General features: G+C 66.1%; 24 protein-coding genes. 9 read left to right on the plus strand and 15 right to left on the minus strand.

Translation table 11 applies throughout. The features are described from left to right. Positions 1-49: 49 nt before the first annotated feature. Both qcrC and ctaE read right to left on the minus strand, forming a co-directional pair. Positions 50-835: a cytochrome bc1 complex diheme cytochrome c subunit gene (gene qcrC / locus E5679_RS03095; protein WP_138413628.1), complete on the minus strand. Its 786-nt coding sequence runs from the start codon at positions 833-835 to the stop codon at positions 50-52. Positions 836-920: 85 nt separating this feature from the next. Further along, entirely contained in the window at positions 921-1,586 is a 666-nt protein-coding gene (ctaE, locus tag E5679_RS03100) for an aa3-type cytochrome oxidase subunit III (RefSeq protein WP_171042232.1), read from the minus strand. Positions 1,587-1,731: 145 nt separating this feature from the next. Between ctaE and trpD the strand changes: the two genes are divergently transcribed. Then, positions 1,732-2,790 (plus strand): anthranilate phosphoribosyltransferase, encoded by a 1,059-nt coding sequence (gene trpD, locus E5679_RS03105; RefSeq protein WP_138413629.1) that lies wholly within the window; start codon positions 1,732-1,734, stop codon positions 2,788-2,790. A 21-nt stretch (positions 2,791-2,811) separates the two neighbouring features. Here the strand turns inward: trpD and E5679_RS03110 are convergent, their stop codons facing one another. Further along, on the minus strand, positions 2,812-3,090 hold the full coding sequence (locus E5679_RS03110; protein ID WP_138413630.1) for an Lrp/AsnC family transcriptional regulator: 279 nt from the start codon (positions 3,088-3,090) through the stop codon (positions 2,812-2,814). A gap of 54 nt (positions 3,091-3,144) precedes the next feature. Continuing rightward, entirely contained in the window at positions 3,145-3,543 is a 399-nt protein-coding gene (locus tag E5679_RS03115) for a DUF3054 domain-containing protein (protein WP_249335920.1), read from the minus strand. 103 nt (positions 3,544-3,646) lie between these two features. On the opposite strand from E5679_RS03115, the gene E5679_RS03120 reads away from it, so the two are divergent. From E5679_RS03120 to E5679_RS03130, 3 genes are all read left to right on the plus strand, one after another. Next, on the plus strand, positions 3,647-4,117 hold the full coding sequence (locus tag E5679_RS03120) for a VOC family protein (RefSeq protein WP_138413631.1): 471 nt from the start codon (positions 3,647-3,649) through the stop codon (positions 4,115-4,117). Positions 4,118-4,200: 83 nt separating this feature from the next. After that, positions 4,201-4,575, plus strand: coding sequence for a YciI family protein (locus tag E5679_RS03125; RefSeq protein WP_138413632.1), 375 nt, complete (start codon positions 4,201-4,203; stop codon positions 4,573-4,575). Then, on the plus strand, positions 4,572-5,798 hold the full coding sequence (locus tag E5679_RS03130; RefSeq protein WP_138413633.1) for an RNA polymerase sigma factor: 1,227 nt from the start codon (positions 4,572-4,574) through the stop codon (positions 5,796-5,798). Before E5679_RS03125 ends, E5679_RS03130 begins: the two co-directional genes overlap by 4 nt. Here E5679_RS03130 and E5679_RS03135 read toward each other — a convergent pair. After that, positions 5,775-6,263, minus strand: a complete 489-nt coding sequence (locus tag E5679_RS03135) for a hypothetical protein (RefSeq protein ID WP_138413634.1) — start codon at positions 6,261-6,263, stop codon at positions 5,775-5,777. The two genes, E5679_RS03130 and E5679_RS03135, sit on opposite strands and share 24 nt — an antisense overlap. A 469-nt stretch (positions 6,264-6,732) precedes the next feature. Here E5679_RS03135 and E5679_RS03140 point away from each other — a divergent pair, with 469 nt between their 5' ends. Beyond that, complete coding sequence (locus E5679_RS03140; RefSeq protein WP_249335954.1) at positions 6,733-7,425, plus strand: sigma-70 family RNA polymerase sigma factor; 693 nt, start codon at positions 6,733-6,735, stop codon at positions 7,423-7,425. A gap of 62 nt (positions 7,426-7,487) precedes the next feature. Here the strand turns inward: E5679_RS03140 and E5679_RS03145 are convergent, their stop codons facing one another. Further along, positions 7,488-8,036 carry a dihydrofolate reductase family protein gene (locus E5679_RS03145; protein WP_249335921.1) on the minus strand — a complete coding sequence of 183 codons (549 nt, stop codon included), beginning with the start codon at positions 8,034-8,036 and terminating at the stop codon, positions 7,488-7,490. Between the two features lie 126 nt (positions 8,037-8,162). Here E5679_RS03145 and E5679_RS03150 point away from each other — a divergent pair, with 126 nt between their 5' ends. Continuing rightward, on the plus strand, positions 8,163-8,441 hold the full coding sequence (locus tag E5679_RS03150; RefSeq protein WP_138413637.1) for a DUF2277 domain-containing protein: 279 nt from the start codon (positions 8,163-8,165) through the stop codon (positions 8,439-8,441). 12 nt (positions 8,442-8,453) lie between these two features. On the opposite strand, the gene E5679_RS03155 is transcribed toward E5679_RS03150, so the two are convergent. The 4 genes from E5679_RS03155 to E5679_RS03170 form a co-directional block, all read right to left on the minus strand. Further along, a complete protein-coding gene (locus E5679_RS03155) occupies positions 8,454-10,847 on the minus strand; it encodes an ATP-binding cassette domain-containing protein (protein WP_138413638.1) in 2,394 nt (797 codons plus the stop codon). 58 nt (positions 10,848-10,905) lie between these two features. Continuing rightward, positions 10,906-12,195, minus strand: a complete 1,290-nt coding sequence (locus E5679_RS03160; RefSeq protein ID WP_138413639.1) for a hypothetical protein — start codon at positions 12,193-12,195, stop codon at positions 10,906-10,908. Positions 12,196-12,207: 12 nt separating this feature from the next. Continuing rightward, the gene (locus E5679_RS03165) at positions 12,208-12,846 is read right to left on the minus strand and encodes a hypothetical protein (RefSeq protein ID WP_138413640.1); all 639 of its coding nucleotides are present in this window, start codon (positions 12,844-12,846) and stop codon (positions 12,208-12,210) included. 419 nt (positions 12,847-13,265) lie between these two features. Then, complete coding sequence (locus E5679_RS03170; RefSeq protein WP_138413641.1) at positions 13,266-14,192, minus strand: hypothetical protein; 927 nt, start codon at positions 14,190-14,192, stop codon at positions 13,266-13,268. Positions 14,193-14,285: 93 nt separating this feature from the next. On the opposite strand from E5679_RS03170, the gene E5679_RS03175 reads away from it, so the two are divergent. From E5679_RS03175 to E5679_RS03185, 3 genes are all read left to right on the plus strand, one after another. After that, positions 14,286-14,513, plus strand: a complete 228-nt coding sequence (locus E5679_RS03175; protein ID WP_138413642.1) for a phospholipase D-like domain-containing protein — start codon at positions 14,286-14,288, stop codon at positions 14,511-14,513. A 65-nt stretch (positions 14,514-14,578) separates the two neighbouring features. After that, positions 14,579-16,561, plus strand: a complete 1,983-nt coding sequence (locus E5679_RS03180) for an APC family permease (RefSeq protein ID WP_138413643.1) — start codon at positions 14,579-14,581, stop codon at positions 16,559-16,561. A gap of 41 nt (positions 16,562-16,602) precedes the next feature. Then, complete coding sequence (locus tag E5679_RS03185; RefSeq protein WP_138413644.1) at positions 16,603-17,688, plus strand: Gfo/Idh/MocA family protein; 1,086 nt, start codon at positions 16,603-16,605, stop codon at positions 17,686-17,688. Here the strand turns inward: E5679_RS03185 and E5679_RS03190 are convergent. From E5679_RS03190 to E5679_RS03210, 5 genes are all read right to left on the minus strand, one after another. Further along, on the minus strand, positions 17,685-18,548 hold the full coding sequence (locus E5679_RS03190) for a GNAT family N-acetyltransferase (RefSeq protein ID WP_171042233.1): 864 nt from the start codon (positions 18,546-18,548) through the stop codon (positions 17,685-17,687). The genes E5679_RS03185 and E5679_RS03190 overlap by 4 nt on opposite strands. Before the next feature lie 36 nt (positions 18,549-18,584). Continuing rightward, on the minus strand, positions 18,585-20,087 hold the full coding sequence (locus E5679_RS03195; RefSeq protein WP_138413646.1) for an arylsulfotransferase family protein: 1,503 nt from the start codon (positions 20,085-20,087) through the stop codon (positions 18,585-18,587). A gap of 126 nt (positions 20,088-20,213) precedes the next feature. Next, the gene (locus E5679_RS03200; protein ID WP_138413647.1) at positions 20,214-22,358 is read right to left on the minus strand and encodes a beta strand repeat-containing protein; all 2,145 of its coding nucleotides are present in this window, start codon (positions 22,356-22,358) and stop codon (positions 20,214-20,216) included. Then, entirely contained in the window at positions 22,355-22,858 is a 504-nt protein-coding gene (locus E5679_RS03205) for a hypothetical protein (RefSeq protein WP_138413648.1), read from the minus strand. The genes E5679_RS03200 and E5679_RS03205 overlap by 4 nt, the downstream gene beginning before the upstream one ends. Position 22,859: 1 nt before the next feature. After that, positions 22,860-24,002: a COG1470 family protein gene (locus E5679_RS03210; RefSeq protein WP_249335922.1), complete on the minus strand. Its 1,143-nt coding sequence runs from the start codon at positions 24,000-24,002 to the stop codon at positions 22,860-22,862. Positions 24,003-24,090: the final 88 nt, after the last annotated feature.

The following is a 24,090-nucleotide window of genomic DNA, read 5'->3' on the forward strand; positions in this document are numbered from 1 at the left end:
CTGTCCAGATTGCTTGTACTGGGCGGCGAAACGAGTGCTGCAGGCCCTGTCAAGAAGTCCGCGATGTCAGCCAGATCGTGAAGGCGATGATGATGCCGAGTCCAGCGACCCACATGAAGAGGCCTTCGGAGACGGGGCCGAGGCCACCAAGATCAGCGCCACCCGGGGAGCCCTGCTTCTCGATGGTCTGGAGGTAGGTGATGATGTCGCGCTTGCCCTCGGGGGAGATGTTGGCGTCGCTGAACACCGGCATGTTCTGGGGACCGGTCTCCATCGCCTCGTAGATGTGCTGGGCGGACACGCCAGCCAGCGACGGCGCGAACTTTCCGCGAGTGAGCGCACCGCCCGCGGCAGCTGCGTTGTGGCACATCGCGCAGTTCACACGGAAGAGCTCGCCACCGTGGGTCGCGTCACCCTGGCCATCCAGCATTGCCTGATCAGGCAGGGAGGGGCCAGCGCCAAGCGAGGCGACATAGGCAGCCAGCTGGCGCGTCTGGTCCTCGTTGAACTGCTCCGGCTTCCGCTGGGCCTGCGGGCCCTGCATCTGCATCGGCATGCGGCCCGTGCCGACCTGGAAGTCGACGGCGGCGGCGCCCACGCCCACGAGCGACGGCCCCGACGCCGAGCCCTGAGCGCCCATGCCGTGGCAGGTGGCACAGTTCGCGACGAACAGCTTCTGCCCTTCGCTCACATCCGATGCCGAGAAGCCGGTGTCCGCCTTGGCCTTGTTGGCCGAGGTTGCCACCGCGTAGAGGAGGCCGGTCAGCAGGAGGCCCATGACCAGCAGTGCCACCACTGCTAGCGGATGCCGCCGCTTCTGGGAGAGTGCCTTCACGTAATCGTTCCTATCCGTCTGTCCGCGACCCCAATGAGCGCGCGATCGCGATGTCAAAAAGTTCTGCTGCCCGCCGCAGCCGGTACTACCTGAGGACGTAGATGACCAGGAAGAGCCCGATCCACACCACGTCGACGAAGTGCCAGTAGTACGACGTGACGATGGCCGATGTCGCTTCGAAGTGGCCGAAGCGCTTTGCGGCGAAGGCGCGCCCGATGATGAAGAGGAACGCGATGAGCCCGCCGATGACGTGGAGGCCGTGGAAGCCGGTCGTGATGTAGAAGGCCGAGCCGTACGCGTTGGAGGACAGCGAGACGTGCTCGGAGACGAGCATCGTGTACTCGGTAGCCTGCCCCGCGACGAAGAAGGCCCCCATGAGGAACGTCAGGACGAACCACTCGGTCATGCCCCAGCGCGCGAACTGGAACAGCCCGCCGCCCCGCCGCGGCTGAAGCCGCTCCGCAGCGAACACACCCATCTGGCACGTGAACGAGCTCGCGACGAGCACGATCGTGTTCACGAGCGCGAACGGGAAGTTCAGCTTCGCCGTCTCCATGGCCCATAGGCCCTCTGTCGAACCTCCGCCCAGGGAGACCTGGCCGGCCGCACGAAGGGAGAAGTACATGGCAAAGAGTCCGGCGAAGAACATCAGCTCGCTCGAGAGCCACACAACGGTCCCGACGGAGACCATATTGGGGCGGTTCAGCGTGGGATGTGCCGGGGTTGTCGGGGCATGAGTCGCTGTCGTCACAAGGACATTATGTCTACAAAAGACGGGTTCGCCCAACGCGAACCGCCTCTTCCGGGAACTTTTTCTACAAACCCTCGAAATTCCGGGGAAGGACGGTCCCGGTCACACGTTCGCCGGGCACGCGAGGGGTCGATAGCATCAGGGGGTGACCACTCAGGATCCCGCAGCGAACCCCCTCCACAGCTGGCGCGCCCTCATCGGATCACTCGTCAAGGGCGGGGATCTCTCGAAGGAGCAGACCGCGTGGGCCATGGACACGATCATGGCCGGCAACGCGACGGACTCCCAGATCGCAGGGTTCCTCGTTGGCCTGCGGGCCAAGGGCGAGACCGTGGACGAGCTCGCCGGGCTGGTAGAGACCATGGTCGAACGCGCGACTCCGATCACCATTCCGGGGGAGAAGCTCGACATCGTCGGCACGGGCGGCGACCAGCAGAACACGGTCAACATCTCGAGCACGGCTGCCCTGGTGCTCGCGGGTGCAGGCGCCCGCGTGGTGAAGCACGGGAACCGCGCAGCCTCCTCGTCGGCTGGTTCCGCGGATGTGCTCGAGGCTCTCGGCGTCCGGCTGGACATGAGCGTCGACCGGGTGGCTGCGTCGGCGGAGGCCTGCGGGATCACGTTCTGCTTTGCCCAGGTGTTCCACCCGTCCTTCCGCTACACGGCCGTTCCGCGCCGGGAGCTGGCCATCCCCACCGCCTTCAACATCTTGGGCCCGCTGACAAACCCCGCACGCGTCCAGGCCTCCGCGGTCGGCTCGGCCGATCCCCGTATGGCCCCCTTGATCGCGGGCGTCCTGGCCGACCGGGGGAGCCGCGGGCTCGTCTTTCGCGGCGATGACGGCCTCGACGAACTCACGGTCACCACTACGTCGCGGATCTGGGAAGTGCGGAACGGCGCCGTCGTCGAGTCCGAGCTCGACCCCCTGGACCTCGACATCTCCCGGGCCTCGCTCGAGGATCTGCGCGGCGGCGACGCCCAGCACAACGCTGGCGTGGTGCGCAACGTCCTGGCGGGGGAGAAGGGCCCCGTGAGGGACGCCGTCGTCCTCAACGCTGCCGCTGGGCTTGTCGCCTTCGATCAGAGCGCCGAAGGTTCATTGCTGGACCGGCTGGCCGCAGCCAAGCTGCGTGCCGAGGAAGCGATCGACTCCGGTGCTGCCTCGCGCGCACTTCAGGCGTGGGTGGAGTTCAGCCAATCCTGAAACTATCGGGCGACCCTGAGGCTACTCGAGGCCGATCGAGAACGCTGCCTCGAGATCATGCCGGGAGTACGCCCTGAACGCGATGTGGGTGGTGGTCTCCACGACACCGTCCACCTTCGAAAGGTGATCTGCGACGACGTCCGCGAGGTCCTCGTGCTGCTGCACCCGGGCAATCGCAATGAGATCCCACTCGCCGGTAACGGAGTAGACCTCGCTGATGCCCGGAAGCGCGGAGATCTTCTCTGCAGCCTCGGGGATCTTGTTCGATTGGGTCCGGATGAAGACAAATGCGGTGATCATGGTTCTCCGATCGGTCGTCGCGCCCTGCTGAACCCACCCTATAAGTTCGCCGCTCTAGGAGCGCCCAGCCACCCGCCGGACGAGGAGCGCGATCGCGCGCCATCCGAGCAGCGCCACGCCGAGGACGGTCAGTGCCACGACGAGGAACGGTCCCGCGAGGCCCTGTCCAGTGAGCCCTCGGAGGAGCATGCCCACTGCATAGGTGGCGAGCCACACGAGGAGGCCTGCAGGCCAGACTGCGAGGGGCCGCCGTCGTACGAGCGGAGTCGCCCAGGCGACAATCAAGCCGACCCCGAAGGGCCACGCAGTGGCCAGCACGCCGAGGACAGGATTGGCTTCGCCGTGGAAGCCGCGCCCCATCGCTGCGAACACCAGAACGACGACGGCGTCCCCCGCGAGGGCGAGGATCGAAGCGCGGGCGCGGCGGACTGAGGGGGAAATATCGGTGGTCACCGGTCAAGCGTACGTGGACTAGGGCCGCAGGGCCTTCACTCACGGTGCCGGAAGGGGAAGAATCCCTAGCACCCTGACCGTGACCGACCCCGGAGGATCTGCCATGCCGGACATCGTCCCCTGTCTCTGGTTCGACACCGAGGCCGAAGAGGCGGCCAACTTCTATGTTTCGGTCTTCCCCAACTCGAAGGTCACACGTGTGGACTACTACGGAGACGCTGGCCCCCGTCCCGCGGGGACCGTCATCACGGCAGAGTTCGAGCTGGACGGCAAGCCCTTCGTGGCGTTGAACGGCGGGCCCGAGTTCACCTTCGACGAGGCAGTCTCGCTGCAGGTGCTCTGCCAAGACCAGGCTGAAGTAGACCACTATTGGAACGCGCTCACGGCAGATGGCGGCGAGGAAAGCCAATGCGGGTGGCTCAAGGACCGCTTCGGATTCTCGTGGCAGATCGTGCCCATCCGGCTGATGGAGCTCCTCCGGGATCCCGACCCCGGACGCTCGGGCCGCGCCATGCAGGCGATGCTCCGGATGCAGAAGATCGTGATCGCAGATCTTGAGGCCGCCGCCGCATAGATTGCTTGTCGAAAAACGGCGCACCCGATCGTCCAGTAGGCGAGAGTCACTCCGGCTCCCACAGAACAGGAAGGCGAACGGCCATGACACAGTATCTGATCAGCATGTACCAGCCCGACGGCGTAGTGCCTCCGCCAGAGGTGCTCGGCCCCGTGATGGAGAAGATCGCGGAGTTCAATGCGGACCTCCGGGCCGCGGGCGCCTGGGTGTTCGGCAATGGGCTCACTGATCCTTCGTCGGCGACAGTGCTCAGGCACACCGGGAACGAGGTGCTCGTCACCGACGGCCCGTACCTCGAGGGCAAGGAGCACCTCGGGGGTTTCGAGATCGTTGAGGCGCCCGACCTCGATGCCGCGCTTGCCTGGGGCCGTCGGCTTGCCGAGATCACCGGTCTCCCCATCGAGGTGCGGGCCTTCGCCTCCGTGCCACAGGACGAGACGGTGAGCGGGTCCGCATGATCCCTGCGGACGCCGTCGCGGCGGTATTCCGCGAGGAATATGGCCGCGCCGTGTCCGTCCTGCTGCGGACGACGCGCGACCTCGACCTCGCCGAGGACGCCGTCCAGGAGGCCTTTGCGGCTGCGGCAGAGCGCTGGCCCCGAGAGGGATTTCCCGAGCAGCCCGCCGCATGGATCATCACGACGGCGCGGCACCGCGCCGTCGACCGTTTCCGGAGAGAGGCAGCGCGCGGCGGGAAGGAGGCAGAAGCCGCCCTCCTGCATGCCGCGGAGATGGCCGCCGACGACCTTCCGGGGCATGACTTCGGCGATGACCGGCTGAAGCTGCTGTTCGCTTGCTGCCATCCGGCCCTCGCGATGCCGGCGCGAGTGGCATTGGCGCTGCGCGTTCTGGGAGGGCTCTCGACGCCGCAGATCGCCGCGGCATTCCTCGTGAGCGAGACGACGATGGGGCAGCGCATCTCCCGCGCGAAGGCAAAGATTCGCGATGCCGGGATCCCGTATCGGGTCCCGGCCGCCGCAGAGCTGCCGGAGAGGCTCGCGGGAGTGCTCGCCGTCGTCTATCTCATCTACAACGAAGGCTATTCCGCTGGCTTGGGGAGCCCCAGAGCGCGCACGGACCTGTGCGCCGAGGCGGTCCGACTGGCGAGGCTGCTGGACCGGCTCCTGCCGGGGGAACCGGAGGTGCAGGGGCTCTTGGCCCTCATGCTGCTGTCGGAGTCGCGTCAGGCGGCCCGCGCCGGCGATGCCGGCATTTTGGTGCCGTTGGCAGAGCAGGACCGCAGCCGCTGGGACGCGGAGCTCATCTCGGAGGGCTTGGCCATCGTTCACCATTGCCTTCAGCGCGGTCAGCTGGGGCCTTACCAGATTCAGGCGGCCATTCAAGCAGTGCACAGCACGGCGCCCTCGGCCTCGGCGACGGACTGGCCCAGAATTCTCCGTCTGTACGGCATGCTCTCGCGGATCTCGCCGGGGCCGGTCGTAGAGCTCAACCGTGCCGTGGCCCTCGCCGAGGTCGAGGGTGCCGCGGCGGGGCTCGGCGTCGTGGATGGGCTGGCGCTCGGCGGGTACCACGTCTTCCACGCCGTCCGAGCCGACCTGCTCCGGCGGCTTGGCCGGGTCGACGAGGCCGTCAAGGAGTACGCCGAGGCGGCCCGGCATGCCCCTGGTCCGGGGGAGAGGGCCTTCTTGGAGGCGCGGCTACGCGAGCTCCAGTCCGGATGAGGCGTGACGTCGGCGTCGCGGCTTGGCTGCCCACTTCACGGCCAGAATCACCATGACGGCACACAACACCGCGGCTCCCACGTGGGTCACGACCAGGACGTGGAGGTCGACGCCGGCTATTGGCTGGAGCCCCGTCATCTGGAGCTGGGGGGAGGAGTTTCCGTGAACGTGGGTGGTTGCAGGAAAGAGCGGGCCGCCAAGGCCAGCGAGGGCAGTCAGCGCCAGATGCAGAGCCTGCTGAGCTGCTCCGCTCGCTACCCCGACCGTCCAAGGCGGCAGGCGCAGCCGGCTCAGGCCTGCGGCGAGAAGGCTCACCAGGGCGGTCAGAGCGAGGATCACGGTTGCCGGTGGCGCAATTCCGCCGCCGAGGATGTGCGCCACGACGCCGAGGCCGACGGCGGTCGGACCAGCAGTCAGCGCAATAGCGGCCGTGCGCCGGCGGGGGAGAACTGCGCGTGAGCCCATGCTCCATCTTCGCAGCCGCGGGCCGTTATGGATTGGTGACCGGTGCCCACGGATTGATCACAGCTTCCCCCATCTCTGGACAGAACGTTCTGTCTAGCTGTAGCGTCCAAAATATGGCGAAGATGCACAGGGCCGGGGCATCGGCGGACACGCAGCGTCAATGCGCTGCGGCAGACCGCCTTGCGCCCTCTCCATCCTTCGCATTCCAGAACGGCATTCGCCGTGGAGCAAGCCGCGGACCGTCGTCGTACGCCCGAGGAGGTAGGGACACCCGGATCGAGCGCTGAACAGTCAGACTTCCGACCCCAGCGAGGAGGAGACTCACGCGATGGAAAGTGTTCACGAACGGTCTGTCACCACGGCAGAGCCAAACGCGCACCAAGGACAATCGGACCGACCTCAGCCCGACGGCGACTGGCCTCTCGAGGGTCTCGCGACCGCAACCGACGAAGCGGCCTCCTCGGCCACCATGGCCCGCGCCAGCGCAGCAGGCGATTTGGCAGTCGAATACCTCGGCGTCGCTGACGCCCTAGCCCGGCGTTTTCGATGCCCGGGCCACGATCCAGACGACCTGCGGCAAGTTGCGCGGCTCGGTCTGATGAAGGCCGCACGGAGATACCGGACCGGCCTCGGACACGGCTTTGTCCCCTATGCCGTGCCGACCATCACAGGGGAGATCAAGCGGTATCTCCGCGACCAGTCATGGATCGTCCGACCGCCGCGCGGGGTGCAGGAACTCAGGCTCAAGGTGAACGCAGTACGACCACGCTTGGCGCAGCGCCTGGGACATGAGCCCAGCACCCGGGAACTCAGCCGTGAGCTCTGCGTCTGCGTCGAAGACGTGGCCGAGGCGCAGATTGCCGATGCCTCCATGGTTCCGGACTCCATCGAACACGGCGACTCGCCCGACGACCCGGAGGCCCGCCGTCTCAGCGTGGTCGTGTCAACGGAGGACGCTGGCTACGAGCACGTGGAATCCATGCAGGCTCTGAATGACGCGCTCATGGACGCCTCGGAGCAGGACAAGCGGCTGCTGCACCTCCGCTTCGTCAAGGAGCTGACGCAGGAAGAGATCGCGAAGGAACTGGGCGTCAGTCAAATGCAGGTGTCCAGGCTCTTGCGCCGACTGCTCGGCAGGCTTCGGCGCCGCATGGCAGCCTGACATTTCGAAAGGAACATGGGTCGGTCCGAGCTGTGAACTCGGGCCGGCCCATTTCCATGTCATCAAGAGGGGAGGGGCTGAGCGCGACTGTAGCGTTCGTAGATCACGCGGGAGGCGAACGTCCTGGTCTCGAGCAGATCCAGCCCAATGTCCGTCCTGACCGGCGGGAAGAAAGGCGTACCGCCGCCGACGACGATGGGCCTGCGGAAGATGTGGAATTCGTCCACGAGGCCGAGCTCGATCGCCTCAGCAGCAAGGCTTGCGCCGCCGATCGAGACGCCCTTGTCGGTTGCCGCGAGGGCAGCCTCGACCTCCTCGGCGACCGAGGCCTCAGCCAGGCGGGCGTTGCCTTGGACTCTGCTCATGCTGCGGTTGAAGACGACCTTGGGCAGTGCCACCCAGACATCTGCGAACTCGGCGAACAGCTCATTGCTGCGCATCGAGGGATCAGATTCCCACGGCAGCATCGTCTCGTAGAGCCGGCGGCCGCACAGATAGCACCCGAGGCCCCCAACCTCCTCGAGGTGGACGCGGAATTCCTCTTCGCTGGGGGCTGTCCAGTCGAAGGAGCCTTTCCGGTCGTTGATGTAGCCGTCCACCGAGGTGCTCATGGAGTAGATCAACATCGTCGGGAGAGCCCCCTCTTTTCTTTAGTTGACATAATGTAGATTATCGGCGCTTAGCGATCGGCTTCTGGAAGCTCGAATTGGCTGCGGGCTGGAGCGTATCGTCGAGGCATGTGCCGGAACATCCACACGCTCCATAACTTCGAGCCAGCTGCCACGTCGGAGGAAGTCCATGCCGCCGCACTGCAGTATGTGCGCAAGATCGCTGGGACGACCAAGCCGTCGAAGGCAAACCAGGATGCGTTCGAACGGGCGGTCCACGAAATCGCCCACATCACTCAGCATCTGCTCGACGACATGGTCGCGACGACGCCGCCCAAGAACCGCGAGGAAGAAGCCGCCAAGGCTCGTGCCCGCGCTGTACGTTCAGGACGGTACGCAACGGCGTGACCTGCGCTCGCCTCAGCGGCCCACGTAGTCGGCCAGGTGCTTTCCTGTCAGGGTGCTCCGGCCAGCCACAAGATCAGCCGGCGTGCCCTCGAAAACAACTCGGCCGCCGTCGTGCCCTGCTCCGGGACCGAGGTCGATGATCCAGTCGGCGTGCGCCATCACCGCCTGATGGTGCTCGATGACGATGACTGACTTGCCCGAGTCCACGAGGCGGTCCAGAAGTCCCAGGAGCTGCTCGACATCCGCGAGATGCAGCCCTGTTGTGGGTTCGTCGAGAATGTAGACCTCGCCCTTCTCGGCCATCTGCGCAGCGAGCTTGAGGCGCTGGCGCTCGCCTCCCGAGAGGGTGGTGAGGGGCTGGCCGAGTGTCAGGTAGCCCAGGCCGACGTCGGCCAGGCGATCGAGGATCTTGTGGGCGGCAGGGGTACGGGCCTCCCCCTCGCTGAAGAACTTCTCCGCCTCTGCCACGGGCATCCCAAGCACTTCGGCGATGTTCTTGCCGCCAAAGGTGTACTCGAGCACCGACGCTTGGAATCTCTTGCCGTCGCACTCCTCACAGGTGGATTCGACGGTCGCCATCACGCCCAGATCCGTGTAGATGACCCCAGCCCCGTTGCAGGCAGGGCACGCGCCCTCCGAATTCGAACTGAACAATGCGGGCTTGACGCCGTTGGCCTTCGCGAACGCCTTGCGGATCGGCTCGAGCAGGCCCGTGTAAGTCGCCGGATTGCTCCGTCGGGAGCCCCTGATCCCGGTTTGGTCGATGACCACAACACCGTCGCGACCTGCGACCGAACCATGGATCAGCGAGCTCTTGCCGGAACCAGCCACACCGGTGACGACGACGAGCACGCCAAGCGGGATGTCGAGGTCAACGTCGCGGAGGTTGTGGGTTGACGCACCCCGCACCTCAAGCGCCCGGGACGAAGAGCGCACGGCGTCCTTGAGGGTTGCCCGGTCGTCGAGGTGCCGCCCCGTGGACGTGTCACTCCCCCGCAATCCCTCGACGGTGCCCTCGAAGCACACCGTTCCCCCCGCTGTGCCGGCCCCGGGTCCGAGGTCAATCACGTGATCTGCGATGCCAATCGCCTCAGGCTTGTGCTCGACCACCAAGACGGTGTTGCCCTTGTCCCTCAGCTGCAGAAGCAGCTCGTTCATCCGCTCGATGTCGTGCGGGTGAAGGCCAATCGTGGGTTCGTCGAAGACATACGTGACGTCAGTCAACGAGGAGCCGAGATGCCGGATCATCTTGGTCCGCTGCGCCTCTCCCCCAGACAGGGTGCCCGATGGACGATCGAGCGAGAGATATCCCAGGCCGATTTCCGCGAACGAATCCAGAAGGTGCTGGAGGCCGGCAATCAAAGGGGCAACGGAGGGTTCCCGGATTCCACGGACCCATTCCGCAAGGTCGGTAATCTGCATGGCACACGCATCCGCAATGCTCTTGCCGTTGATTTTCGACGACCGTGCCTCAGGGCTGAGACGTGTCCCCTCGCATTCCGGACAGGTCGTAAAGGTGATCGCCCGGTCAACGAAGGCGCGGATATGCGGCTGCATCGCCTCCGGGTCCTTCGAGAGTATCGACTTCTGAATCTTCGGAATGAGCCCTTCGTAGGTGAGGTTGATGCCTTCGACCTTGATCTTTGTGGGCTCCTTGTAGAGGAGGTCGTGCAGCTCCCGCTTGGTGAATTTCCCTATCGGCTTGTCCATGTCGAAGAAGCCGCTCCCCGCGAAGATCCGGCCGTACCACCCATCCATCGAGTAGCCCGGAATCGAGAGGGCACCTTCGCTCAACGACTTGCTCGCGTCGTAGAGCGCGGCGAGGTCGAAGTCCGTGACGGAGCCCATGCCCTCGCACCGCGGACACATGCCCCCCAGGCGGTGGAACGTCGCCTTTTCCGTCTTGGTCTTGCCCTCGCCGCGCTCCACAGTGATGGCTCCGGAGGCCTTCACCGAAGGAACGTTGAAGGAGTAGGCATTCGGGGATCCGATGCGGGGCTCGCCGAGACGGCTGAACAGGATCCGCAGCATCGCGTTCGCGTCGGTGGCTGTCCCTACCGTGGAGCGGGGGTTGGCTCCCATTGGCTCCTGGTCGACGATGATCGCGGTCGTGAGGCCCTCGAGGACGTCGACGTCGGGGCGGGACAGGGTCGGCATGAACCCCTGCACGAAAGCGCTGTAGGTCTCATTGATCATGCGCTGCGACTCGGCTGCGATCGTGGCGAACACGAGCGAGCTCTTCCCCGATCCCGAGACCCCCGTGAACACCGTCAGGCGACGCTTTGGAATCTCGACGCTGATGTCTTTGAGATTGTTCTCTCGGGCGCCGTGGACGCGGATTACATCGTGGGTGTCGGCGACGTGTCGAGCGGTCGAGTCCGAGGCGACCCTGGTAGCGATGCTCATGGTCGTCATGCTAGCCGCGCCTCACGGCCGCATGCTTCTCAATTCCTGACCATTCCGTCTACTCGTCGACCCGATACACGTGAAAGCTGTTCTCATTCGCCAGCACATCCCGAAACACGCCATTCGCGGACGCCGTAATGCTCCGGCCCTCGCCGACCACCTCGACGGCGCGGCCTCGGACCCCTGACGGAAGTGTGAAGGTTCGCGGCCCGGGCGTGGACGCGCCGTCCGTCATGGCAAAGATGTAGATCGAGTGGTTGTACTGCTTGAGCATGGTGTCCAGTCCGCCGCCGAACGAATAGTCGAACGACTGCGTATTGAGCACCGGCGCCAAGTCCCTGATGAGCGAATCGATCTTCTTCACGGCCGCGACCTGGTCCGCTGCGCAGAATCCGGCTTCGATCTGAGATTGCCTGAAGATGCTCCCGCCCTGGCAGGGGCCGCTCAGGCTCTGATTGAAATAGACGATCCCCCGCGCCTCGTGGATGAGCGAATTCATCACCGCCCCCTCCAACTGTTCAGGCGTGATTTCCGCAGTGAACGGCTGGTCCCCCGGCCCGCCGTTCAGATTCTCGACGAACTGCCACAACGGCTGGAGCTTCCCGTCTGCCGCATCCCGCTGCCGGAGCATCTGCATCGTCTTGCCGTAGCTGGACGCCGTCCTGCACTGGGGCTGAGGGATGGGGATCAGGTAGTTCTCCCGGTAGGGCGAGCCGCTGCAGAACGGGACCGTGTACCAATACATGTCCACGGAGACCACGTCGGTGAAGTCGTTGACGTAGGCATTGGCGTCGGGGTCGGCCATGTCCTTCGCGATCACGGATTGCGTGTAGTTGGTGTACGCGAAGCGCCCATCTGCCTTTGCCTTGTCCGAGAGTTCCTGAAGGTGAGCCCGCCCTCCCTGGGGCGAGTACCTGCCGTCAACCTCGTCGTCGAGGAATTCGCCGACCCAGTTCCGGCTGGAGGTCGTGAACGTGTCATTGAGCGGCGGGCCGATCCAGAACATCCCGTTGTCTGCAAACAAGCTGTAGGGGGTAGCTGCATCCATTCCAATGTAGGTATTGATGCCGAGACTCCTGTCGTACTGCGCCTCGTCATTGGAACTGATCCCGTTGTACCAGGCGACGATCGGAAAGAAGGCCGGATCGGACCAGCCCGCAGCATCGGCAACGGGAAACTTCTTCCAATAGTCGGACCCGCCTTCCCAGGGAATTCTCGGGAGATCGAGCAAGGCCGCGGGACCTGCAGAACCCGCACCCCCGACCGCGCCGCTGCCAGGCAGCGCCGCAACAAGCGCCAGCCAGAGAAGCAGGATTAGCGCTCGTGCGGAGCCGGCCTTGACGACCATGAGTCGATGAGCCTAATGGAGTCCGATGAGCAGCATCTGGGAGGTGCCGGGGATGCATGTCTGGAGGAAGATCGGCGGGTAGCCTCCGGCGAATCCCGCGAGAACACTCTGGCCAGCGCCCTGAGGGACCACCATGCGCTGGAAGGCGGTATACGTGCCGTACCCCTGGACCGTGACGACAGTTCCGGGCTGAATCCAGCTCATCCGGCTCCAACCGCCGCAGAAGTCATGCTCCGCAATGCTGACGGACGCAGTGACGGGGGTAAATCGCACCGGCCCTGCGCAAGCGTCGACGGCGGATTGGCCACCTGCCCCGACGACCGGGATGTAGGCCGTGGGTGCGGCGGGTGGAGCAGCGGCCTGCGGCTGTGCGGCGGCCGCCGGCGCGGGGGCTTGAGCCTTCTGGGCCGCAGCGGCTTGGGCCTGCTGCGCCGCCGCCTGGGCCTGCTCGGCCTGCTGCGCTGCCGCCGCCTCCGCTTGCTGGGCTGCCTCTGCCTGACGTTGGGCCTCGGCCTGACGGTCCGCCTCCGCCTGACGTTCCGCCGCCGCTTGCCTCTCCGCCTCAGCGGCCTGCTCGGCGCGCAGCTGGGCCGCCTGCTCCGCCCTGAGGCTCACCGCCTCGGCGGTGCGGGCCCGGGCGGTGGCAACCACCTCCTGATGCTCTTGGAGAAGGTCTGGTGCGGGGGGATTCGAAGCCGGGGACTCGTGCTGCGAAACGGTTGACGTCGACGAGGCAGGAATTGCGACAGAAAGCCCCCCGACCACCAGCAATCCGCCGACGACGGCCGATGCGGCAATTCGAGAGGGTTTGAATTCTGGGGTCGGTGGCATTGGCGAGACCTTTGATCCGGGCCGGCCCTTATTCCGGCGTCGTGCTTCAAAGGTCTTGGGGCACCAAGGAGGCGGTAAAGGCGACTTGGGCGAATCGAGTCCTAGCCCCGGGCAATTCGAGTGGTGGTCCAGGCGGCGGGATTCTGGTCAGGTACTACGGGCGCGGGCAGTAAGTAGCCCCTCATCGCGCGTAGTGCGTAGGTATTCGGCGCGTTCCGACTGGCCGGGCAAAGACCAATTCAGAGGCGGTCGAGCCTCTCCCGCGCGCGCCTCGCCGCGGAATGCTCCTGCTCGGCAAGCCGCGCGGCGAGCTTGCGCGTTCGCTCGGCATAGCCTGCTTCGCGGTCGACGGCGGTCAATTCCTCTTCGAGCTCGGATATCCTCGCGCGGAGCTCGCCCAATTCCTTATTCAGCTCGCTTCTTCGGGAGGCAACCTCGGAGAGGTGGTGCTCGGCATCCGAGAGCTCCGCCTCGGCCTGCTGGACCGCGCGTTCGGCCTCGTCGACCTCGGTCTGGGCTTCTTCTCGCTCACGGCGCTTTTCTTCCGCACGGCTTTCTTCCGCCCGGCGCTCCTGTTCCGCACGGCGCTCCTGTTCCGCACGGCGCTCGCCGTCGTCGTCCGCGGTTTTCTTCGCCCTCTTGTGAGGCGCTTCCGAGAGCACGCCCGGAACCGCGACAGCCCCGGAGAGGTCGACTGGCTCGAACCCATTGCTCGCGAGGGTGCGGACCAGATGGCCGCTTCGCACGGCGTCGGCGGCGTCCGGGTCGGCCATCGCCGCGCGAAGCGTCGCCTCCATCTCGGTCGCCGCAGCGTCGCTCACCGTGACGCCAAGGTCGGTGGCGAGGGCCCGTGCTTGGCGGACGACGGCGGCGAGCACCTTGTGCCGCTGCTGCCCCAGCTCGCGCATGCTGGCCGGGTCCAAGTCCTCCTGGGCTCGACGGAGGGACTCCCCCAGCTCGAGCACTTGGGCAACCTCGTCCGGCTTGCGCAGTGCGAGCATGTTCACGGCCCACGCGGCCGTCGACGGCTTCGGCAGGCGCCCGATCTGCTTGGCCAGGAGCGAGTTCCCCTCCGCGCGCGCGGCCTTGGCCGCCCGATTGCGCTCAGCCGTGAACTCGGAGGGCAGCAGCGCATAGAGCTTGGCCGCCGCGGAAGCGAGATCCATGCCTCGCATCATAGGTCGTGGCTCGCTCGCCTCCTCCCAGCAGATTGGAGACAACGCTCGCGGGTAACGCTCGTGACACAAGGAGGAAAAACCATGATCGAGCGCGGCAGCAACAAGCACGGTCCCCATATCGACGACGAGATGAAGCACGAGATCGACGGCGTCCTCAAGGGCGGGCGTCCAGCCCACGTCGAGGAGTGGCGCCAGACCGAGCCCTTCCCCGACGACACGGATGATGAGGAAGTCCAGGCGGCTATGGAGCAAGGAGTTCCGCCAGCCGGAGGGACTTCCGAAGAATCAGGCGAAGACTCAGGCGACTGACCAACCCACTCGTAGCGATGCGGCCTCCGTCCCACGGGACTGGGGCCGCGTTCGATGGAGGAAGCATGAGTGCACCGGTGCGGTATTCCATGCCGGCAAGCGTGCCCGGCCCCGCACGGAAGGCGCAGGCCCACAGCCCCTTTGCCCGTTGGCTCCTGGAAATGCGCGTGCAGCAACCTGTTGGCCCGGAAGCGCCCGAAGAGCATGCGGGTCAGCAGAGTTGGTGGAAGGTCATGTGCCTCACGGGCGTCGATTACTTCTCAACGCTCTCCTACCTGCCCGGCATCGCCGCCCTCGCGGCGGGCGCGCTCTCCCCCTTGGCGACCCTGCTGATTGTGGCGCTGACGATCCTCGGCATGCTGCCGATGTACCGGCGGGTAGCAAAGGAAAGCCCCCATGGCCAAGGCTCGGTGGCCATGCTCGAAGACCTTCTGCCGTTCTGGAGAGGAAAGCTCTTCGTCCTCGTCCTGCTCGGCTTCGTCGCGACCTCATGGATTATCACGATCACTCTTTCCGCGGCGGACGCGGCCGTCCATCTGACGGAGAATCCGCTTCTTCCTCGAGGATTTGAAGGCCAAGGCCTGCCCATTACCCTTGTGCTCCTGGTGATCCTCGGGGGCGTCTTCCTGCTCGGATTCAGCGAGGCCGTCGCAGTGGCAATTCCGCTCGTCGCGGTGTTCCTGCTGATGAACCTGGTGATCATCGGCGTCGGGCTTGCGGATATCGCGACCCGGCCTGCCGTCGTCGCGAATTGGACGGCGGCGTTGACCCAGAGCGGGGGCGGCCCGCTCGGTGTCCTCTGGCCGGCGCTGCTGGCCTTCCCGCTCCTGGTGCTTGGCCTCTCGGGTTTCGAAACGGGCGTCAGCATGATGCCCCTCATTGCTTCGCGCGGCGCAACGGATGAGACCAAGCTTGAATCGCGGATTCAGAACACCCGCAAACTGCTGACTTCCGCCGCGGTGATCATGAGCGTGTACCTCATCGGGAGCAGCCTGGTCACCACTCTGCTCATTCCCCCTGCAGAATTCCAGTCCGGAGGAGGCGCGAACGGCCGCGCCCTCGCCTATCTGGCCCACGAGCGCCTCGGGCCGATCTTCGGCTCCGTCTACGACATCAGCAGTGTGCTGATCCTGTGGTTCGCGGGCGCCTCGGCCATGGCCGGATTGATCAATATCGTGCCCAGATATTTGCCCTCCTACGGTATGGCTCCCGAATGGGCCCGGCATATCCGGCCCGTGGTGCTGGTCTACACGGCCATCAGCATTCTCATCACGATCGCATTCCGCGCGGACGTGAACGCCCAGGCTGGGGCTTACGCGACGGGAATTCTGGCCATGATGGTCTCCGGTGCCTGCGCTGTTGCCATTTCCGCGATTCGCCATCGCCAGCGCGGAGCCGGAATCGCCTTCTCCGTGCTGAGCCTGATTCTCCTCTATGCGCTGGGCGCGAACGTCGTGGAGAAACCAGATGGACTAGCGATTTCGGCTCTCTTCGTTGCCGGCATCATCGTCATTTCACTCATCTCGCGGGTGAGCCGAACCACCGAACTGCGTGCGGACCGCATTGAGTTCGATGAGCAAGCTCGGCGCTTCATCGTTGAATCCCTCGAATACGACGACCGGCTGGACATCGTGGCCAACCGGCCGGATGCGAGGGACGAGGCCGAATACGCGCTGAAGGAGGCGGATCAAAGGGAAGCCAATCCCCTGCCAGGCACCGCCGATGTGATCTTCCTCGAAATCGACATCGCCGATCCGTCCGACTTCAGCGACACGCTCACGGTCCGAGGAGTCGAAGTGGGGCAGCACCGCGTCCTCCGCGCGGCGAGCCCCGCCGCCCCCAACGCCATAGCTGCCATCCTGCTGGCTCTCCGCGACGCGACGGGGGTCATCCCCCAAGCACATTTCGAGTGGTCCGAGGGCAATCCGCTCGTGCACCTCATGCGGTATCTCCTGCTCGGACGAGGCGACACCGCTCCCGTGGTGCGGGAGATCATCAGGGAACAGGAGCCCGATCCCGGTCGTCGTCCGCGCATCCACGTCGGGTGATGGCCCATAACCAGAAGCTGAGGCAACCGAAAGGACACAGAATGGGCGGCGCCGCTCCCCTCCGCATCGCCGTTGTGGGCGCGGGCTGGAGAGGCCAGTATTTCGTGAAGCTGGCGCGCCTGTTCCCGGAATCGCTCGTCTGTGTGGGAGTGGTCGTGCGCCGCGAGGGCCTCCGTCGCGAGGTAGCGGACCGCTGGGCGGTGCCGGTGTTCGCCTCGGTCGAGGAGCTGCTCGACCGAGAACGTCTGGACTTCGTGATCTCGTGCGTGAGCTGGGAGGCAAACCCCTCCGTCATCGAGGAAGTGGTCTCTCACGGGCTTCCCGTCCTTGCCGAGACTCCCCCGGCCCCGGATCTCGAGGAGCTGCGTCGCCTCTGGTCTACGGTCGGGAGCTCCGGCCTCGTTCAGGTCGCCGAGCAGTACTGGCTGATGCCCACGCATGCCGCCAGAATGGCCGTCGCAGAGCAGGGAGTAATCGGCGAGATCGGCTCGGTCCAGATCTCATCGACACATCTCTATCACGCTGTGAGCCTCATCCGCGGGTACCTCGGCGTCGGCTTCGAGTCGGCAACGGTGAGCGCGCGTCGGTTCGTCCAGCCGCTGGTCCAGCCAAGCGATCGTTCCGGGTGGACGCACGACGCAACGCCCCGTCCTGTCACGACGACCATCGCAACCCTCGAGTTCGAAAGCGGCCGCAGCGCCCTCTACGACTTCACGGACAACCAGTCTCGAAATCACCTCAGATCCAGACGCCTCCTGCTGAGAGGCAGCCATGGCGAGATCAACGACCACAGGGTGATCCGCTTGAGCGGCCCTGAGACCATCATCGAGTCGCAGATTGTCCGGCGGCAGACCGGCTATGAGCTCGACCACGAGGGCTTCGACACCGCGCACCTGAGCCTCGACGGCAGCATTCTCTGGCGGAACCCCTTCTTCGGGCATCGCCTGAACGACGAAGACATCGCGATGTCGGGCATTCTCCTCGCCACGGCACGCTGGGTGCGCGACGATGGCCCTCCCCCGTATCCCCTCGCGGAGGCGTCGCAGGATCACCTCATCGGGATCGCCATCGAACGAGCCGTGAAGGAGGGCGGGCTCGTGTCCACTGGCATAGCGGAATGGGTCTAGTGCGATTCCAGCGCGTCGCGCCGCGTGAGCGGCAGCTGCAGCAGGAAGGTGTCGATCCATCGACCATGCTTGAACCCCACCCCTGCGAGGCGACCCGCCTCGGTGAAGCCCAGTCGCCGGTGGAGCGCGGCCGACGGCGAGTCCAGCGTCTCGGTGAGCACCGCCACCATCTGCCGCATGCCGACGTCGGCCGCCTCTGCCACGAGCGCGCCCATGAGCCGCGAGCCCACCCGCAGCCCTGTGGCCTCGGGAGCCACGTAGACCGTGTCCTCGACGGTGAAGCGGTAACCGGTCTTGGGCCGCCACGGGGCGGCGTAGGCGTACCCGACCACGCGGTCTCCGAGCTCAGCGACGAGGAACGGCAGGCCGCGAGCGGCAAGATCGTCAAGCCGCTCCTCGAAGTACTCGGGCGACGGCGGATTCTCCTCAAGCGTCGCCACGGTATTCACCACGTAGTGGGCGAAGATTCCCGCGACCGCCTCGAGATCGGCGTACCCGGCGCGGCGGACGACGACGTCATCCGCCTGGGAGCGGGAGCGCCTCGCTATCGCTGCCATCACCTCGCCGCGGGAGAGTCCGCGCTGCTTCACCGCATGCTCGACGGCGAACTCGAGGGCCTCGCTCTTCCCGCCTGGCAGCAGCTCGGCCCGAATCGTGTGACGGCCGAGCTGCTGCGCCGCCGCCAACCGGTGGTGGCCGTCGGCGAGCAGGAGGCGCCCGTCGACCTCGAAGACCGTCACGGGCTCCGCCTCCTCGAAATGCTCCACGTAATACGCCACGCGGCTCTCGTCGAGGTGACCACGGCCCTCGAGGATCGGCTGCTGGATGAGATCCGCGATCAAGATGTCGTTGACGGCCATGGGACCATCGTGCACCATCCGATGCGCCTTCCCCGCCTACGCTGCAATGGCCACCGAAGTCGCCAAGACCTTTCCGGAGGAGTCGAGGGCCTGTGCCGCCACAGTGGAGGCGGCGGCGACGGCAGCCGTCGTCTCGAATCCCGTCCGCTTGACCACGACAGCCTCGGAGAGGGCCGTGGCGTCGTTGCCGGTGAGGAATCTCCAGCTCGCGACGGCTGTGGCACCGTTCCAGCTCGCGTACACCTGCATGGTGGAACCGTTGCCCGTTAACGCCGCGACATCCGGCAGGGTCTCGGGAGTGGCGGCCCATTCGGCGCGGTATACCCGGTAGGTCCCGCCTCCGATCTCGGTGGCCTCGAAGACCGGCGTCCCGTCGGCCGCGAATTCCGTTGCCGCCGGGTCCGATCCCCAGCCCACCAGATAATGCCCGTTCGGGAGGAACTGCACGTTGCCCATCGCGTTCCCCCTGTGCCCTCCGCGCGCGAGCTCGAGCTTCACCCTCGCCGTCCGTCTCGTTTCGTCGACGGCGAGGAGAAGGCCGCGGGACGTGCCGGTGGTTCCGTCCTTGTAGTGGTTGTCGAACATGCTGATGACACCGGCGCCACGCTGGCGGACATCGTGCTGCCAAGCGAAGACCGCGTCGGCGGGGAGCGCGAAGTCGCCGTTCTTTCCTCCCAGTCGCCATGCCACCGATCCCGAGCGGGTCACCAGATAGATCGTGTGGGTGTGGCGGAAGGACACGAGGTATCCGTCCGAGCGGAGGTCGACTGCGTTGAGGTGATAGGGGTCGTACGCCGTACTGGCCGAAGTGCCGTTCGCGGTCTGGTCGTCGGAGGGCCTGACGTAGCTTTCGTCGAGACGAATGTGATCGGACGCCGTCCAGTCGAAGAGCAGCTCGCCCGTCGCGATATCGACTTCCTGGACGTGGCAGTCATACATGTAGCCCTTGTCCGGGCCACCGACGCTCGAGAGGTCGCGTTGGATGGTCGGGTAGGAGGTGAGGAGGGCCGTGCCCGAAGGGGTGAGGGTGAACTCGTGGAGATCCGCCTTGAATCCGTTGCCGGCCGACACCTCCGCGATCGTGCGGTAGGCGGTGTCCTTGATGATCCCCTTGCCTTCCCCGTGGCCGCCGATGCCCTGGCCGCTCCAGTACGTGAGCACCTGCCTCCCCAAATACGACTGCACGCGCAGATCAGTCACCCCGGCTCCGGTCGGTTCCATCCAGACGGGACGGCCTTCGTTGTCCATGATGAGCCCGTTGGATCCGTGTCCCATCGGCCCCGCGAAGAGAAGCCCTGGCGCGGTCGTGCCGGAGGACCACACACTCACGTGGGGCGTGGTGAGCTTCGTGCTGACGAACGTGTGATCGGGCGGCGAGGTGGGCCCAGCGGAGGTCGTGGGCGACGGCATGGGTGTCGCCGCGGCGGCGCTCGCCGGCAGGGGAAAGACACTGGAGCGGGCGACAGTCGCCCCCGCGACCGCGCCGAACACTGCGATTCCCGCGCCTTCGATGAAATGACGACGACTGACCCTGAGCATGCGGCCATGCTAGGGAGCACTTCTGTGGCCCAGGGAGCGGGACTCTGTGGATCAACTGAGAGAGCACCGGAGGCGGGCTGGTGCCGCTTCCGGTGCTCTCTCAGTTGACTGCGGTCAGAACTGCGGTCAGAAACGTGATGGGCTACCCGAGGCCGCTTGCGTTCCCAAGGGCGCTCCCTGAGTGTCGGTGAGGCCGCCAGCGGGGGGCAAGTACGACGCCGCAGCGTTGCCGACGTTGGGTACTGCAGTCCCAATGCCCTTGCCGGTGGTCGCATCACCGAGCGAGATGGTCAATGTACTGGACGTGGCGTCGCTGGCGAGAGAGACGCCCGAGGACGTCGCCTTGGTTCCATTTCCGAGGACGAAGATCAGATTCCCGCCGTTGACGTAATTGGCGCCGAGGGCGATCGTGCCGATCGTGCAGCCGCTGGCGCTGACGGACAGCGAGTCCTGGGTTCCACCGTCGGTGATCGTGACCGAAACCCCTGCTCCCGTCAGGCTTCCACTCGTTCCGGTCCAGCCACTGCAGAACTTGCTAGCGTTCATTTGCTCACTGAACGTCACCAGCACCTTGTCACCCGTGTCGGCGGTTCCGGAGGTGCTGCCGACGCCGTTCTGGAGCGTCACGTTGGTGACCTTCGGTCCGATGCGGCTCGTCGCCGTGTTGGACGCACTTACATTCCCATAGGGATCGGTGGCCTGGGCCGAGAACGTCACAGGTCCGGAATTGAGGCTGTTCAGGTTCATCGTCGCCGTCCAGACGCCGGACGCATTGGCAGTCACCGTTGCCGTCGCCGTATGCGAGGCAGGGTCGCTGGCCGTGAGAACGACGGAGGCACTGGGGTCTGACGTGCCCGTGATCTGAACCGCTGAGACGGTATCGCTGGTGATGGTGGTAGGCACGGTCGTGAACTGCGGCTTCGCCGAGGTCGTGTCCTTCAGACCCGTCTGGGTCCCAGCGGCCCCGGTGTTGCCGGCTGCGTCAGTCGCCGTAGCAGAGTAGGTCAGCTGCCCCTCCGCGAGCGCCGAGAGATTGAGGCCTGTGACGGACCAGTGTCCGGCGCCGTCTGCCGTCGCACTTCCTGTCACGGACGCCCCGGCGCTGTCGGTGACCTTGAGCGCGATCCTCGCGCTGGCCTCCGACGTGCCGCTCACGCTGAAGGACGCGGCGTTCGCGGAGGAAACCGTCGCCGGAGCCGTCAAAGCAGGCGCTGCCGGCGTCTGGGTGTCCTTCTGGGCCGTGGCCGTCGTCGCCGGGCTCACGTTGCCCGCGGCGTCCTGCGCAGTGGCCTTCACGGTAATGGTTCCGTCGGCAAGACCGGACACGTTGAGGGTGGGAAGAGACCAGGAACCGGACGCATTCGCGGTGGCTGTGCCGGTCACCGAGTGACCGGAACCGTCGGACGCGGTCACGGTAACGGTGCTGCCGGACTCGGCGCTGCCGGAGATCGGCACCGCGCTCGCGTTGGCCGCGTTGATCACGGCTGGCGAGCCCAGGGCCGGGGCCCCCGGCGCCAGAGTGTCGATCCGTACCGTCAGCGTCTGGTTCCCGGAAGCGTTGCCCACAGCGTCGGTGGCCGAGTAGACGAGTGTGTGGGTGCCGTCCCCGCCGATGGAAACGCTGGCGCTGGCGCCGGAAACGGTCACGGGCTGCCCGCCGTCGAGCACGTAGGTGATCGAGGCAACGCCGCTGCCGCCGACGTTGTCCTGTGCTGCCAGCGAGACGGTCACGGGGCTGCTGTTGTTGTACCCCGCTGCGTTCGGGCTGGGAGTGATCGAGGCGACCGCCACGGTCGGTGCAGTAACGTCCGTGACGACTCCTGCGCTTCGAGTGCTCTCCGCTCCCGCCCAATTCCCCAGCACTGGGGTGACCGTGTAGAACCATGTGCCGCCCGGAACGCCCGCCTCGGTGCACGACAGGTTGCTCACGACTCCCGCGCAGCCGCCCGTCGCCGCCACGGCGGCGCCGCCCGTTGCGGCGCTGTATCTCGCGATCTTGTACCCGGAGACCGCGCGGCCGCCCGTCGTCGTGCTCGCCGTCCACGAGAGGGAGACGCCTCCGTTGGCGAAGGTCCCTGACGGGCGCGCGCCCTGGCTTACGGTGTCGGCCACCACGAGCCCGTCGGGAGAGGTCGACGTCGCCTGCCAGTAGGCGAAAGCGGCCGCGCCGCTTCCGGCAACGACGACGACGGCGGCGAGGGCCGCACCGCTGCGACGCCCCACCCGCAGGAGGCGCCGTGGGTTGCCCTGGGACTTCTGGTCGTCGATCACTTGCGCACCTCGAGAGTCAGCGGAAGGTTGAAGTGAGCTCCCTGGCAGCCGGCGTCGGACGTGAGCCCCATGGAGACGCTGCTCGGGATGGTCACTGTCTGCGTTGCATTGGCAGGAATGGTCACGGGCTGGGCGAGCGGGTTCTGGTTCTGGAACGAGACCCCCGTCGTGACGCACTGGGGATGGCTGGCGTCGGCTGTCGCCGCGCCCGCCGAAACGACGCTGAAGAGCTGGACGTCGTAGGAATTCGGGTTCGACACCCGGACCACGGCATCGGCCGTTCCGCCCGGAGAGAGCGGTTGCTGCCCTGGGGCGGCTTGGACGAGTGCCTGCGTCGCCAGGGTTTGAAGCTGCCCCGCAGAGGCGCTACCCGAACCCGTGCCAGACGTTCCCCAGTAGGCGTAGGCGGTTCCGCCTGCGAGGACGAGCGCGGCTGCCCCCAGCACTGCCGGCACTGTGCGGCGTCCAGCCCGCCACGTCGCGTTCTGCAACCCCTTCATGTCAGTTCCCCTGTCCTGATCCGGAGTAGGTCAGCACGAGCGAGGCGCCCTTGCATCCGTCCTGGTTTGCAGTCGTATCGAGCATCGAGATCTTCGGCCACTGGCTGGCAGGCACACCGACCGACGTCAGCGAGCTGCTCCCGGTCGGCAGGGACAACGGATATGGCCCGCTGTATTGAGTGATGGCGAAGTCTGCGGCTGTGCAGGGAAGCCCTTGCGCCTTCGCGGTAGCGGTCTGGCTGATGCTCGCGATCGTGACCGAGAGGTTTGTCACCGAGATCGGCTGATTGTTCGGGTTCGAGAAGGCGAGGCCGAGCGTCCGGGACACCCCGGGAGCGAGCTGCGAGGCCGCGTCGCCGGAGATCGAGAAGGCCTTGCCATTGCTGACGACGCCGAACTGGACGCTCGCGTACCCGTACTGGGTTTTGCCCGTCGCGTCCTGGCCCGAGCCCACGATGTACAGGGTCCACGAGCCTGCCGACGCCGAGGGCGAGGCGGTCACCTGAAGCGTTGTGTTGTTGCCGGTGGCCGGGCTCGGGCTGAACGAGGCGGTGACGCCCTGCGGCAGCCCTGAGAGGCTGAACGAGATCGGCCCCGTGAGGTTCGTCCTTGAGATCGAGAGGCTGTAGGCCCCGCTCGAACCGGGCGAGATGCTCAGTGACGCGGGGGCGCTCGAGAGCGAGAAGGACCCCGAGAGCGGGTAGTTGACGGTGAGCCCCGCGGTGGTCGACGCCGTCGTCTTCCCCGAGGTTCCCTGGATCTGAGGGCTGTACGTACCCACGGGCGTCGACGCCGTTGTCGACACCGTGAGCGTCGTGGTGGCGTTTCCGCCTGCCCCGACGTTGAGGTTCGCGGCGGAGAAGGCCGCCGTCGAAGAGCTGGGGAGCGCCGACGCGGACATCGCCACGGGTCCGGCGAAGCCGTTCTGCGAGGTCACGGTCACGGTGTAGCTGACGGCTGAGCCGCGCACCACCGATTGGCTGCCGGGCGAGACTTGGACGCTGAACGTTGGCTTGGTGACCTGGCTCGCGGCGAACAGCGCGCCTGCCGGCAGCATGATGCCGAGCATCGTGATGACGGCGATCTTCACCGCCCGTGCGCCCGACCGCGGCGCGGCCTTCAGGAGATTCCCCAGTCGTCTCACCCTTGTGCCCCTCTTGCTTGGTTCTCGCCGAGTGCTCGGCATGGATGCACGTCGGGTGGGGCGGGCTTGTCCCGCCCCACCCGACGGC

The sequence above is a fragment of the Sinomonas gamaensis genome (genome assembly GCF_005876955.1).
Lineage (GTDB): Bacteria > Actinomycetota > Actinomycetes > Actinomycetales > Micrococcaceae > Sinomonas > Sinomonas gamaensis.